Source organism: Rhodococcus sp. PSBB066, from assembly GCF_017068255.1.
Classification (GTDB): Bacteria; Actinomycetota; Actinomycetes; order Mycobacteriales; family Mycobacteriaceae; genus Rhodococcus; species Rhodococcus aetherivorans.
In genome coordinates this window covers 2,722,984-2,735,159 of the sequence record NZ_CP070859.1, presented here as the reverse complement: position 1 = coordinate 2,735,159, position 12,176 = coordinate 2,722,984, and the positions used below count along the sequence as shown (strand labels likewise).

15 protein-coding genes are annotated in these 12,176 nt (G+C 71.0%); 8 read left to right on the top strand and 7 right to left on the bottom strand.

What is annotated here, in order from left to right:
* The first annotated feature begins 112 nt into the window (after positions 1-112).
* Entirely contained in the window at positions 113-562 is a 450-nt protein-coding gene (locus JYA75_RS12670; protein WP_102800518.1) for a hypothetical protein, read from the top strand.
* Position 563: 1 nt separating this feature from the next.
* Positions 564-944, top strand: a complete 381-nt coding sequence (locus JYA75_RS12665) for a VOC family protein (RefSeq protein ID WP_006935877.1) — start codon at positions 564-566, stop codon at positions 942-944.
* 51 nt (positions 945-995) lie between these two features.
* Here JYA75_RS12665 and JYA75_RS12660 read toward each other — a convergent pair whose 3' ends face one another.
* From JYA75_RS12660 to JYA75_RS12640, 5 genes are all read right to left on the bottom strand, one after another.
* The gene (locus tag JYA75_RS12660) at positions 996-1,352 is read right to left on the bottom strand and encodes a hypothetical protein (protein WP_006935878.1); all 357 of its coding nucleotides are present in this window, start codon (positions 1,350-1,352) and stop codon (positions 996-998) included.
* Between the two features lie 2 nt (positions 1,353-1,354).
* Positions 1,355-2,098 carry an ABC transporter ATP-binding protein gene (locus tag JYA75_RS12655; RefSeq protein ID WP_006935879.1) on the bottom strand — a complete coding sequence of 248 codons (744 nt, stop codon included), beginning with the start codon at positions 2,096-2,098 and terminating at the stop codon, positions 1,355-1,357.
* Positions 2,095-2,832, bottom strand: a complete 738-nt coding sequence (locus tag JYA75_RS12650; protein ID WP_006935881.1) for an ABC transporter ATP-binding protein — start codon at positions 2,830-2,832, stop codon at positions 2,095-2,097. The genes JYA75_RS12655 and JYA75_RS12650 overlap by 4 nt, the downstream gene beginning before the upstream one ends.
* Positions 2,825-5,110 (bottom strand): ABC transporter permease, encoded by a 2,286-nt coding sequence (locus tag JYA75_RS12645; protein ID WP_043803222.1) that lies wholly within the window; start codon positions 5,108-5,110, stop codon positions 2,825-2,827. Before JYA75_RS12645 ends, JYA75_RS12650 begins: the two co-directional genes overlap by 8 nt.
* 85 nt (positions 5,111-5,195) lie before the next feature.
* Positions 5,196-6,614: an ABC transporter substrate-binding protein gene (locus tag JYA75_RS12640; RefSeq protein ID WP_006935884.1), complete on the bottom strand. Its 1,419-nt coding sequence runs from the start codon at positions 6,612-6,614 to the stop codon at positions 5,196-5,198.
* A 275-nt stretch (positions 6,615-6,889) separates the two neighbouring features.
* Between JYA75_RS12640 and JYA75_RS12635 the strand changes: the two genes are divergently transcribed.
* The 6 genes from JYA75_RS12635 (at position 6,890) to JYA75_RS12615 (ending at position 11,161) form a co-directional block, all read left to right on the top strand.
* Positions 6,890-8,116, top strand: a complete 1,227-nt coding sequence (locus JYA75_RS12635) for an inorganic phosphate transporter (protein WP_029545108.1) — start codon at positions 6,890-6,892, stop codon at positions 8,114-8,116.
* On the top strand, positions 8,113-8,376 hold the full coding sequence (locus tag JYA75_RS12630; RefSeq protein ID WP_006935886.1) for a hypothetical protein: 264 nt from the start codon (positions 8,113-8,115) through the stop codon (positions 8,374-8,376). Before JYA75_RS12635 ends, JYA75_RS12630 begins: the two co-directional genes overlap by 4 nt.
* A gap of 40 nt (positions 8,377-8,416) precedes the next feature.
* A complete protein-coding gene (locus JYA75_RS28805) occupies positions 8,417-8,755 on the top strand; it encodes a DUF3349 domain-containing protein (protein ID WP_006935887.1) in 339 nt (112 codons plus the stop codon).
* A 12-nt stretch (positions 8,756-8,767) separates the two neighbouring features.
* The gene (locus JYA75_RS28800; protein ID WP_006935891.1) at positions 8,768-9,067 is read left to right on the top strand and encodes a DUF3349 domain-containing protein; all 300 of its coding nucleotides are present in this window, start codon (positions 8,768-8,770) and stop codon (positions 9,065-9,067) included.
* Positions 9,064-10,206 (top strand): o-succinylbenzoate--CoA ligase, encoded by a 1,143-nt coding sequence (menE, locus tag JYA75_RS12620; protein ID WP_185712911.1) that lies wholly within the window; start codon positions 9,064-9,066, stop codon positions 10,204-10,206. Before JYA75_RS28800 ends, menE begins: the two co-directional genes overlap by 4 nt.
* Before the next feature lie 85 nt (positions 10,207-10,291).
* Positions 10,292-11,161, top strand: coding sequence for a 1,4-dihydroxy-2-naphthoate polyprenyltransferase (locus JYA75_RS12615; protein ID WP_029545112.1), 870 nt, complete (start codon positions 10,292-10,294; stop codon positions 11,159-11,161).
* Between the two features lie 20 nt (positions 11,162-11,181).
* On the opposite strand, the gene JYA75_RS12610 is transcribed toward JYA75_RS12615, so the two are convergent.
* Positions 11,182-11,565, bottom strand: a complete 384-nt coding sequence (locus JYA75_RS12610) for a phage holin family protein (protein WP_006935897.1) — start codon at positions 11,563-11,565, stop codon at positions 11,182-11,184.
* Between the two features lie 51 nt (positions 11,566-11,616).
* Complete coding sequence (locus JYA75_RS12605; protein WP_161994804.1) at positions 11,617-12,171, bottom strand: Clp protease N-terminal domain-containing protein; 555 nt, start codon at positions 12,169-12,171, stop codon at positions 11,617-11,619.
* Positions 12,172-12,176: the final 5 nt, after the last annotated feature.

Sequence of the window (12,176 nt, the reverse complement as noted above, 5' to 3'; positions counted from 1 at the left end):
TCTCGCGCCGAGGGGGAGGTTGTCGCGACATCGCGCGAGTAGCTCCCGCGACAACCTCCCCCTCGGCGCCACAACCTCCCGATTGAAACGGCCCGAATCGGGCACACTCCTGATCATGACGGATCGCGAGCAACCACTTCCCGACCACATCCGGCCCGACGGCGTGTCCGACGAGACGGTGGCGGCGGCCGGCAAACTCTCCGAAGCGCTCGAAACGGTGGAGCAGGCCCGCGGGAACCTGTACGCCTTCCACCAGCTGATGGGCCGCGCCGACCTGCTGCTCGGCGACGCTGTGGACAAGCTCGCCGAGGCCGGTCACCGCGAACTCGCCGACCGGGTGCAGACGGAGATCGTCGGACGCAACGTCCTCGAGGGACGGTGGACGTTCCAGATCGTGGAGGACTTCGACGACGGGTACTGGACGGAGTTCCGTGAGCTCGAGCGACAGGTGCGCGACGAACTGGTCCGCGGCCGCCGGCATCTGTTCGAGGCCGAGATGAAGGAGCAGCGCCGCACCCACGGGCGACGGGGGCACGAGGCGCGCCCGGCCGAGGAGGGCTGAGATGGAGATCCTCGGCAGCCGGACGATCCTGCGGCCGGGCGACTACGACGCCGCCCTGCGGTTCTACGGTGACGTCCTGGGCCTGGCGATCTACCGCGAATATCCCGGCGGGACGGTGTTCTTCGCCGGGCAGTCACTGATCGAGGTGGCCGCGCACGGCAACACCGGGCGGCCCCAGCACTTCGAGGGTGCGCTGTGGCTGCAGGTGCGCGACGTCTACGACGTCGAGGCCGAGCTGGTGACGAGGGGGGTCCCGATCGTGCGGGGCGCCCGGCAGGAGCCGTGGGGCCTGCACGAGCTGTGGATCGCCGATCCCGACGGCATCCCCATCGTGCTGGTGCAGATCCCGCCGGACCATCCGCTGCGCCGCGACACCCGCTGACCGGTGCGTCCTTCGGGCTGCTGGGACAGCCCAAAGGACGCACCGGCCGCGTCAGCGGCCCGTCAGCGCGGCCGCGATCTGCTCGGTGTGTGCCTGCGACTCGTAGAGCTGGCGCAGCAGCCACAGCCGCAGCACCCGCGCGATCGCGCCCGCCAGAAACAGCGCGGCGCCGAGGATCGCGACGATCAGCAGCGCCGTGGCGAGGATCTGGTACGACGCGATGTTGCGCAGGTCCGCCTGGGTGAGCGAGGCGAAGTAGACGACGAACGCCGCGACGGCACCGCCGATCATCAGCACGAGCCCGCCGATGCGCGCGGGACCGTCGCCCTTCGCCGCTCCGGTGTCGAGCTTCAGGTCTGCCGCGTCCTGCCGGAACTTGGCGCGCCGCTCCTCGGTGAGTGCGGTCATGGTCATCCTCCTAGGTAGCTGGTCGAAAGTTCGTGTTCGATGTCTGCGGGATCCCCGACCCGCACGACGCGGCCCTGCAGCATCAGCGCGGCCGACGTCGCGATGGGCAGCACCGCCCGCGCGAACTGCTCGGCGACGAGGATCGACAGCCCGTCGTCGACGAGCCGGCCGACGATGTCGTACATCTCGGTGACGATCCGGGGGGCGAGCCCCATGGACAGTTCGTCGAGCAAAAGCACCGTGGGGTCGGTGCCGAGGGCCCGGGACAGGGCGAGCATCTGCTGCTCGCCGCCCGACATCGAGCCCGCGAGCTGGCCCCGTCGCTTCCCGAGGATCGGGAAGCGCTCGTAGGCGACGGCCTCGAGATCCTTCAGCGACACGCCGGTTCCGGTGGCGACCCACAGGTTCTCCCGGACGGTGAGGTTGGGGAAGATGCCCCGCCCCTCCGGAATGGTGCAGACGCCGAGCCGGGCGAGCGCCGCGGCGTCGACACCGTTGACGACGCGGCCGGCAACGCGCAGCTCGCCGTGCTCGACGGGCAGCACGCCCGAGCACACCCGCAGCGTCGTGGTCTTGCCGCCGCCGTTGGGCCCGAGCAGGGCGACCACCGAGCCCGGCTGCAGCGCCAGGTTCACCCCGTGCAGCACCTCGATGGGTCCGTAGCTCGCCCGCACGTCGACCAGTTCGAGCAGCGGGGCCGGTTCGTCGCCGGGGACGTCGACGAGATCGGTGACCGGTGCGTTCATGCGACCTCCTCGGTTCCGATGTACGCGGCGATCACCGCTGGGTCGTTGCGGATCTGCTCGGGGCTGCCCGAGGCGATGAGGGCGCCGTAGTCGAGGACGTGGATGCGCGAGCACACCCGCATCACGAGCGGCAGGTCGTGCTCGACGAGGCAGATCCCGAGACCGTCGCCCGCGAGCCGGCACAGCAGGTCCGCGAAATCGTCGGTCTCCCGCTCCGTCTGCCCGGACGCGGGTTCGTCGAGCAACAGCACGCGCGGCCGGGTCATCAGCGCCCGCGCGACCTCGACGACGCGGGCGCGGCCGGTGGGGATGTCGGAGACGTCCCGGTCGGCGACGTCCGTGAGCCCGGTCAGCTCGAGCAGCCGGTCGGTCTCGGCGTCGATGTCGTGGCGGGCGCGGGTCGCGGTGCGGTGCATGTCGCCCGCGACCCGCAGGTTGTCGCGCACCGACAGCGACAGGAACAGCTCGAGCCGCTGGAAGGTGCGGGCCAGCCCGCGCCGGGCACGCTTGTAGGGCGCCGCGCGGGTGACGTCGACACCGTCGAGGAACACCTGCCCGGAGGTCGGTTTCTGCAGCCCGGTGACGGTGTTGAACAGGGTGGTCTTGCCGGCGCCGTTGGGCCCGATCAGGCCGGTCACGGCGCCTGCGGTGACGGCGATGCTCACGTCGTCGACGGCGGTGTGACCACCGAACCGGACGGTGACGCCCCGGGTCTCGAGCAGGGTGTCAGACATGCGCGCTCAGCTCCTTCGCGACGGTCGCGGGCGGTTCGGCCGCCGGATGGGTGGGCCGTGCCGCGGGCAGCCCCAGTTCGCGGTCGAGGCGGTAGCGGCCCTCGGCGGTGTACGGCTCGTCGAGGCCGACGAGTTCCGGCGGGGTGGTTCGCCGGCGGGCCAGCTCCTCGGGGTCCAGGACCGCGCCGGGCATCAGCCATTCGCCGATCACCGGGAGCAGGAACACGATCGTGATGGTCAGCGCCGCGAACCACCAGTTGCCCAGGACGCCCGTCAGCGCCAGGACGTAGAGCACCGCGATCACGGCGCCGCCGCCGTAGAGGACCGGCCGGGCGGACAGCAGACGGCGGTAGCCCTCCACCATCTGGTGCACGCTGCCCGACGGGTTGTGACCCACCCCGATGCCGATGAGCGCGGGGCTGACCGCGGCGATGTTGCCGAGCAGCAGGTACAGGCCCTCGAGCTCGGGCTGCGTCTTCGCGAGGTTGTTGAACGAGACCATGATGACCGCGAACCCGACGCCGGCCATGAGGCCGCCGAACAAGGCCCCGCTGACGTAGCCGATGCCGGCCACCACGGTGAGCATGAGCAGGGTGAGGCCCACGATGATGCTGAAGTTCTCGCCCGCGACCGCGCCGGTGGCACTGGACATGAGGACGCCGCCGAGACCGGCGATGGCGGCCGAGAGCATGAAGACGCTCAGCTTCAGGGTCACCAGGTTCTGCCCGAGCATGGCCGACGCGGCGGGGCTGTCCTTCATCGCCGCCAGGCGACGTCCGTAGCCGCCGTTGCGCAGGGCGACGACGCCGACACCGAGCAGCGCGAACAGGACCGTCGCGGTCATGAGGAACGTCGTCTCGTCCTGCAGGTCCAGCGGCCCGATCCGCAGCGGCGGGATCACGAGTGAGCCCCCGGTGAAGATCGAGAACTTCACGCCGAACAGTTCGTGCTCGGTGGTGTCGCGCAGCACCATGTTGGAAACGAAGACGCCGAACGCCATGGTGGCGAGCGCGAGGTAGAGACCGCGCAGCCGCAGGGCCGGAAGCGCGACGAGCCCGCCGACGAGCGCGGTGACGGCCACGGCCAGCAGCACCCCCCACACGGTCAGACGCTGGTCGAGACCGGTGCCGGTGATCCCGAAGTGGAACACGACGATCGTGGCGATGGCCCCGAACGACAGGGGTGCGAGGTTCATCTCGCCCGCGTATCCGGTGAGCAGGGTCAGCGACAGCGCGACGATCGCGAAGGTCATGCCCAGCGTGAACGTGGTGATCGCGGATTCCACCATGAGCAGGCGGACGAGAGAGACGACGGCGACGAGCGCAACCGCCCACACGACGGCCTTGCGCACGCTCGGCACGTGGTAGCGCTCGCGGGTACGCATCGCCGCGCCGCGCAGCCGGTCCTGGGGCAGGACGATCAGCACCACGAACAGCGCCACCATCGGCAGCGAGACCCGCAGGTTCGACGTCCAGGCCCAGGACGAGGGTGCGTAGCCGATCAGGTAGGCGCCGGCGAGGCCGAGCACGAGGGCGCCGACGAACGTGCGCGGGATCGAGCTGAGCCGGCCGAACATCGCGGCCGCGAACGCGTCGATGACGAGCAGGGTGAGCATGTTCGCCTCGAGGCTGCCGCCACTGATCGGGGTGATCAGCACCCCGGCGAGGACGGCGAGGGTGGAGCCGAGCGCCCACGAGAACGCGGCGATCCGTTCGGGGTTGTGGCCGTTGAGCCGCAGCAGGTCGGGGTCGTCGACGACGCCGCGCATGGTGGCGCCCATCCGGGTGCGCTGGAAGAGCATGCGCAGGCCGACCGCGATCCCGATGGCCGCGACCACGCACAGGATCTCGTGGACGCGGACGAACGCGCCGAGCACGCTGATCCCGGCGTCGTCGCCGAAGAACATGCCGAGCGAGCGGGGCTTCTCGGGATGCCAGAACCACTGGGACAGGAACAGCATCCCCAGCATGACCGAGACGGTCACGACGATCTTGGTGACCTCGGCGGTGTCCCGCAGGCCCCGCATGATCACGACGTACAGCGCCAGGCCCATGAGCGGCCCCGCGAGGAACAGCACCACGAGCAGGGCCAACGGGACGGGCAGTCCCCAGCCGGCCGTGAGCTGCCAGTAGAGGAACGCACCGAGCATGGCCTGGGCGCCGTGCGCGAAGTTGAAGATTCCGGAGGTGTTGTAGGTCAGAACGAGCCCGGAGGCCGCGATCGCGTACACGGACCCGAGCACGAGGCCCAGGATCGTGAACGTCACGAATGTGTCCATGGTGAAGCCCTGTCGGTAGAGAACCGGTCGTGGGGAGGCGGGGCAGTGCCGTGCGGGCACCGCCCCGCCGGTCGGTGCAGGCCGGTCAGTCCTGCGGCTTGATCACGTTCGGGTTCATGAACTTGGTGGCGATCCGGTCGGGTCCGAGTTCGGTGCCCCACGTCTCCGGGGCGGTCTTGACGAGGTACGCGTCGTTGCACTCGAACTCGGCGGCGGTCTGCGGGAACGCCTGCGTGTAGGTCTCGCCCGTCAGCGTGACCGTCAGACCGCAGCTGGCCGGCATGTTGGCACCCGGGTCGGTCACGGCGTGCAGTCCGCCGCCGTCCCACTCGTGGATCTGCGACAGCTCGTCGATCATGCACTGCCGGGTCAGGTCGGAGCCGCACTCCTTCGCCGCGGTCGCCCACAGCAGGAACGACGAGGTGGCCTGCATGCCGAGCAGCGCGGTCTTGCCGCCCTTCTCCCCGACGAGGTCGAGGTACTGCTGCACCGCCGGCACCTTGTCCGCGTTCTCGAGCATCTGGAAGGTCATGCCCGCGTGCAGGTTGTCGAGCAGACCGCCGGCGTTCGCCTCCTCGACGGTCTGGCCGTACCAGGTCGCCTCACCCATCAGGACGGGATCGATGCCCACCTGGTCGAGCGCCTTGAAGAAGTTCAGCTCGTTCGGCACGGGCGACCGGGAGGTCCACAGGCCCTCGACGCCGCACTCCTTGAACTTCTCGGCGAACGGGACGTAGCTGGCCTCGCCGTCGTAGTTGATGGTGACGCCGCAGTTCTTCAGCTCGAACCCGGCGGCCTCGGCGATCGAGCGCACCTTGGTCAGCGACGTGATGATGGTCGGCATCGTGCTGCCGACCAGGTCGAACTTGTCCTTCAGGTCCGGCCGCAGCTGCGCCATCTGGAACCATGCCGAGCCGTTGGCGTAGTCCACCGGGAACGGCACCCCCTGATAGGTCATGGGGCCGTTGGCCGCCTCCGGCGACACCGTGAAGCCGGGCACCGCGGCGAGGTTGCAGGCCACGCGGGTCTGCTCGGCGGTCTGGTCCATCGCGAAGCCGTGACCGACCATCATGAACTCGGAGCGGCACGCGTCCTGCATGACGGAGTTGGCCTGGGTCATCGCTGCGTCGTAGTCGGTGCCGACGATCGTGCGCCCATTGATGCCGCCCTGGGCGTTGCACCAGTCGATCATCGCGGAGACGGCGTCCGACATCTCCTTGTTCAGGCCCGGGCTCTTGGCGTAGCCGCGGTCGTCGCCGTAGCCGATGCGGATCTCGGTGTCGGTCACGCCCTGGTCGGTGGCGCCCGCGGCGTCCCCCTCCCCGCACGGTGAGTCCAGGGTGCCGAATTTGTCCACCGCGACGGTATCGGCCGCGGCGGCCCCGGTCCCGGTCGCGCCGGCCCCGCCCGACGGGTCGGCGCCGCGTTCGCCGGCACAGGCCGAGAGCAGCGCCGCGGACGCCGTCAGCGCCAGCACGGTCCTGGCGAGTGTGTGCTTGTTCAAGGTCGGGTGTCTCCTTCGTCGCGGGGCTCCGTCCGGCGGAAGCTCCGGGGCGGTGTACTGCGGCGAAAGCTAGCCAGGGCCGGGAAGGGCGGGACGAGAGATTCCCGTTCAGTGAGACCTGCCGTGAAGCCGGTCACACGCTCCGCGCCGAGTGAAACTCCACACAGCGGGGAACCGGCGCACGCGGGCTGCCACCACCGGAAGGAGCCGGGGTGTCCGCGTTCACCTCGCCGTCGCTGTACTTTTACCCACCGGCTACCTCACAATCGGCAGATGTGACCGCAGAGCTTGTCGTCCTCCTGGTGGTGGTAGTCACTGCCCTCGCATTCGACTTCACCAACGGCTTCCACGACACCGGGAACGCGATGGCGACATCGATCGCCACCGGTGCCCTGAAACCGAAGGTGGCGGTCGCCCTCTCCGCCTCGCTCAACCTCGTCGGCGCGTTCCTGTCCGTCGAGGTCGCCGCGACGGTCGCCAAGGGGGTGGTCAACCTGGGCAGCACCGGCGGCGAGGCACTGCTGCTCATCGTGTTCGCCGGTCTCGTCGGCGGCATCCTGTGGAACCTGGCGACGTGGCTGTTCGGCCTGCCGTCGAGCTCGTCGCACGCACTGTTCGGCGGCCTCATCGGCGCCGCCCTCGCCTCCCTCGGGATCGACGGCGTGGTGTGGGACGGAGTGATCGGCAAGGTGATCATCCCGGCGCTGCTGGCGCCGGTGGTGGCGGCACTCGTCGCCACGGTCGGCACCTGGTCGGTGCACCGCATCACCCGCACGGTGCCCGACGAGACCCGCGGTCACGGCTTCCGCATCGGCCAGATCGGTTCCGCCTCCCTGGTGTCGCTGGCGCACGGCACCAACGACGCGCAGAAGACGATGGGCGTGATCTTCCTGGCGCTCGTCGCGCACGGCAGCCTCACCGCCGACGCGGAGATGCCGTTCTGGGTGAAGCTCTCCTGCGCCGTCGCGATCGCCCTGGGCACCTACCTCGGTGGCTGGCGCATCATCCGCACCCTCGGCAAGGGACTGGTCGAGATCGCACCGCCGCAGGGCATGGCGGCGGAGTCGTCGTCGGCCGCGATCATCCTCACCTCGAGCCACTTCGGTCTGCCCCTGTCGACCACCCACGTGGCGACCGGTTCGATCCTGGGGTCCGGACTCGGCACCCGCTCCGCGAACGTGCGCTGGGGCGTCGCCGGCCGCATGGCCGTCGCCTGGCTGATCACGCTGCCGTCCGCGGCGCTCGTCGGCGCGGTGTGCTGGGGTCTGGCCCACCTGATCGGCGGCCTGCCGGGCGTGATCGTGGTGTTCGCGGTGCTGTGCGCGCTGTCGCTGCTGATGTACCTGCGGTCACGCCGGCAGCCGATCGACGCCTCCAACGTCACCGCGGAATGGGACGGCAAGCTGGCTCCGGCCCCGGCCCCGGCCCCGGCCCCGACCCCGGCGCCGGCCCCCGAGGACGTGCCGGCCGCACCGACCACTCCCACGGAGGGACGCCCGTGAACCTGTTGACGAACACCCTGAGCTCGCTGTGGCAGGTCGTCCTCGTCGGCCTCTTCTTCGGAGCGGGCCTGCCGGCCGTCTTCGCGCTCGGCATGCGATCGCTCGTCGCGGGGCGCGCCGGAGAGCAGGCCCGGCCGAACCCGCTCGGCATCGCCGGCGCCGTCGTCTGCTTCGCCGTCGTGCTGATCGCAATCGTCGCGGGGATACTGTTGCTGGCTTCGGACTTCCTGTCGAGCACCTTCGGCATCGACGTCTTCTGAGCCACCGCTGTCCCGCCGTCCGACCCACGAAAGAACCGCATTGCCCAAGTACTCGCTCCGTTCGGTCCTCGACTGGCTGCGCGCCGGTTATCCGGAAGGCATCCCGGCCAAGGATCACTTCGCGCTGCTTGCCGTGCTGCGGCGGCGCCTGACGGACGAGGAGATCGCCGAGGTGTGCGAGATGTCGATCGCCACGGCGCACGAGCACCCGGAGCGCTGTGTCGACTACGACACGCTCGAGCAGATCATCGCCGGGGTGCTGAACGAGGAACCGGCGGAGGAGGACCTCGAACGGGTCGCCGGGCGCCTCGCCGCGGGAGGCTGGCCGGTGGTCGCCGAGGACGGGACCGTGGTGACCGGCGACGACGGGACGGACTGAGGAGGTGCCCCCGTGACGCTTCCGCCGTTCCTCACCTCGATCATCGAGTGGCTGCGGGCCGGCTACCCGGAGGGCGTGCCGGAACAGGACTACGTGCCCCTGTTCGCGCTGCTCAGCCGGCGGTTGTCGGAGGACGAGGTCGACCAGGTGGCGCACACCCTCGTCGACGACGGGGACCTGCCCATCTCGAAGACGGACATCGCCGTGCTGATCACGAAGATCACCAACGAGATGCCGCTCGAACAGGACATCGATCGGGTGCGCCGGCACCTCGAGACCGGAGGGTGGCCGCTCACCGGCCCCGCCACATGAATCTCGAGGTGCTGCCCGTCCCCCCCGGCGACGCCGTGCGGGAGGTGCTGCCCGCACTACGGCGCATGCTCGACGGCGACGGACCGGCCCTGCTCCCCGTGCCGGTCGCCGACGACCGGGAAATCCGGAGACTGACCGAAGCGCTGCGCCCGGGCGAACCCGTCGACGACGGCATCGGCCTGGTCGTCGCCACCTCGGGCACCACGGGCACCCCGAAGGGCGCCCAGCTGACCGCCGGGGCGCTGCGGGCCAGCGGTGACGCCACCCACGAGCGCCTCGGCGGACCCGGCTCGTGGCTGCTGGCGCTGCCGGCCCACCACATCGCCGGGATGCAGGTGCTGCTGCGGGGCCTGCTCGCGGGAGCCGGGCCCGTCGTGATCGACGTCGCCGGCGGCTTCGATCCGGATCGGCTGCCGGTGGCGGTCGCCGCCATGCCCGGTGGGCGGCGCTACACGTCGCTGGTGCCCACGCAGCTGATCAAGGCCCTGGACCACCCGGGTGCCGTCGCGGCCCTCGCCGACCTGGACGCGGTCCTGCTGGGCGGGGCCGCCACGCCCGCCCCGATCCTGCGCCGTGCGCAGGACGCCGGGATCACCGTCGTCCGCACCTACGGGATGAGCGAGACGTGCGGCGGGTGCGTGTACGACGGGGTCCCACTGGCCGGGACCACGGTCCGGGTCGACGCGCAGTCGCGGGTGTGGCTCGGCGGGGCCACACTCGCGCGCGGCTATCGCGGTCTGCCCGATCATCCGGCGTTCGCCGAACCCGGCTGGTTCCGCACCGACGACGCGGGCGAACTCGCCGACGGCGTCCTCCGCATCCTGGGGCGCCTGGACGAGGCCATCTCCACGGGCGGCCTCACCGTCGTGCCGCAGATCGTCGAGGCCGTCCTGCTCGAGCACCCCGCGGTACGCGAATGCGCCGTGATCGGGCTGCCCGACCCCCGGCTCGGTCAACGGGTGGCGGCCGTCGTCGTCCCGGAGGGCGGCGCTTCCCCCACCCTCGACGACCTGCGAGCCTGGACCAGCGCGACGCTGGACGTCACGGCGGCGCCGCGGGCGCTGCACGTCGTGCCGGCCCTGCCGTTACGCGGCCCCGGCAAGGTGGACCGGCGGGCACTGGTCGCTCGGTTCTCGTAGGCCGACCGGGTTCGGGCGAGCGAATGTATCGCTCATCTCCTCGGGCCGACGGCATGGCACATTCGCTCGATGGCAGGATCGACGCATGGCAACCGCTGGTCAATGGCTCGAAGGCGCCCGTCCGCGCACCCTTCCCAACGCGATCGCGCCCGTCGTCGCCGGCACGGGGGCGGCGGCCGCGCTCGACGGCGTGGTGTGGGGGAAGGCTCTCCTGGCGTTGGTGGTCGCCCTGGCGCTGATCATCGGGGTCAACCTCGCCAACGACTACTCCGACGGCATCCGCGGGACCGACGACGACCGCGTCGGGCCGCTGCGGCTGGTGGGATCCGGGGCGGCGTCGCCGGCGTCGGTCAAGCGGGCCGCGTTCGCGTGTTTCGGAGTGGGCGCGGTGGCCGGGATCGCCCTGGCGATCACGAGCGCGTGGTGGCTGCTCCTGGTGGGCGCGGTGTGCATCGCCGGCGCCTGGTACTACACGGGTGGCCGCAACCCCTACGGCTACAGCGGGTTCGGCGAGATCGCCGTGTTCGTGTTCTTCGGGCTCGTCGCCGTGCTGGGCACGCAGTTCGTGCAGGCCGGCCGGGCCGACTGGGTCGGGCTGGCGTGTGCGGTGGCGGTGGGCTCGTTCTCGAGCGCGGTGCTGGTGGCGAACAACCTGCGCGACATCCCCACCGACACCGTCTCGGGCAAGCGCACGCTCGCGGTGCGGCTGGGCGACCCGCGGACCCGGACGCTGCATCTGATGCTGCTGGCCGTGCCGTTCGCGGCGTCGCTGGCACTGGTGGCGCGCACGCCGTGGGCGCTGGCGGGCCTGCTGGCGCTGCCGTTCGCGGTGCGCGCCCACGCACCCGTGCGGTCCGGCAGCCTGGGGTTGAGCCTGATCCCCGCGCTGCGGGATTCGGGCCTGGCGATGCTGGTGTGGGCCGTTGCGACCGCAGCCGCCCTGTTCCTGGCCTGAGGCGTCCCGCGCCCGGAACTTCAGTCCCGGTCGGGCACCAGCACGCCGAGCACCCAGTTGACGATCGAGATGATCAGCGCGCCCCAGAACGCGGTCCAGAAGCCCTCGACGGTCAGGCCGTAGTCGGTGAACTCGCTCAGCCACGCGGTGAGCAGGAGCATCAGGGCGTTCACGACGAGGGTGAACAGCCCCAGCGTCAGGATCAGCAGCGGCAGCGACAGCAGCTGCACGAGCGGCTTGACGAAGGCGTTGACGACGGTGAAGACGAGGGCGATCACCAGCAGGGAGATGATCTCGTTGGCGGCGCCGGTGCCGGAGCCGGTGAAGTCGATGCCGGAGACCCACTGGGCCGCCAGCCAGATGGCGACGGCGTTGAGGACCAGCCGGACCAGGAAGTTGATCATGCCGCCACTGTCGCACATTCCGGCCCCGGCGCGCGGTCGGGAACCGGTCGGTCAGGCGGCGCGACCCGGGTAGTCGCGCAGGCGGTCGCGGAGCGCCCTGCGGGACACGTGGGACTCGACGAGCGTGCAGGCGCGGTCGTCGTCGGAGCGCAGTATCCCGAGCAGGAGGTGCTCGCAGCCGATGACGCGGTCGCGGCGCGCGAGGGCTTCCCGCAGGGCGAGCTGCAGGGACTTCTTCGCGGCAGGATCGAACGGAAGGTGGCCGGCGAACGGCCCCCGCCGGTTCCGGCCGAGTCCGCGGTCGAGGACGCCCTCCCCGAAGGTCTCCTCGAGCCGGGCCCGGACGGAATCGAGGTCGATGCCGATGGCCCCGAGCGCGGCGGCGTCCTCGTCGCCGAGCACCCCGGTGTCCCGGGCGAGTTCGCTGCGCACGGTCTCGGCCGTGAGGCCGACGTCGGCGAGCAGGTGCCGCAGCGTCACGTCCGCGGTGACGAGGAGGCCGAGCAGCAGGTGGGCCGGCTCGATGCGGGGAGCGTTCAACTCCCGGGCCTCCGCCTGCGCGGTGACGACGGCGGCTCGTGCGCCGGCGGTGAATCGTTCGAACACGGCGG

Excerpts from the sequence above, each read along its gene's own strand:
- JYA75_RS12650 (WP_006935881.1), bottom strand. The coding sequence starts at position 2,832 with ATGTCTGACACCCTGCTCGAGACCCGGGGCGTCACCGTCCGGTTCGGT.
- JYA75_RS12645 (WP_043803222.1), bottom strand. The coding sequence starts at position 5,110 with ATGGACACATTCGTGACGTTCACGATCCTGGGCCTCGTGCTCGGGTCC.
- menE (WP_185712911.1), top strand. The coding sequence starts at position 9,064 with ATGAATCTCGAGGTGCTGCCCGTCCCCCCCGGCGACGCCGTGCGGGAG.
- JYA75_RS12660 (WP_006935878.1), bottom strand. The coding sequence starts at position 1,352 with ATGACCGCACTCACCGAGGAGCGGCGCGCCAAGTTCCGGCAGGACGCG.
- JYA75_RS12655 (WP_006935879.1), bottom strand. The coding sequence starts at position 2,098 with ATGAACGCACCGGTCACCGATCTCGTCGACGTCCCCGGCGACGAACCG.
- JYA75_RS12615 (WP_029545112.1), top strand. The coding sequence starts at position 10,292 with ATGGCAACCGCTGGTCAATGGCTCGAAGGCGCCCGTCCGCGCACCCTT.
- JYA75_RS12610 (WP_006935897.1), bottom strand. The coding sequence starts at position 11,565 with ATGATCAACTTCCTGGTCCGGCTGGTCCTCAACGCCGTCGCCATCTGG.
- JYA75_RS12665 (WP_006935877.1), top strand. The coding sequence starts at position 564 with ATGGAGATCCTCGGCAGCCGGACGATCCTGCGGCCGGGCGACTACGAC.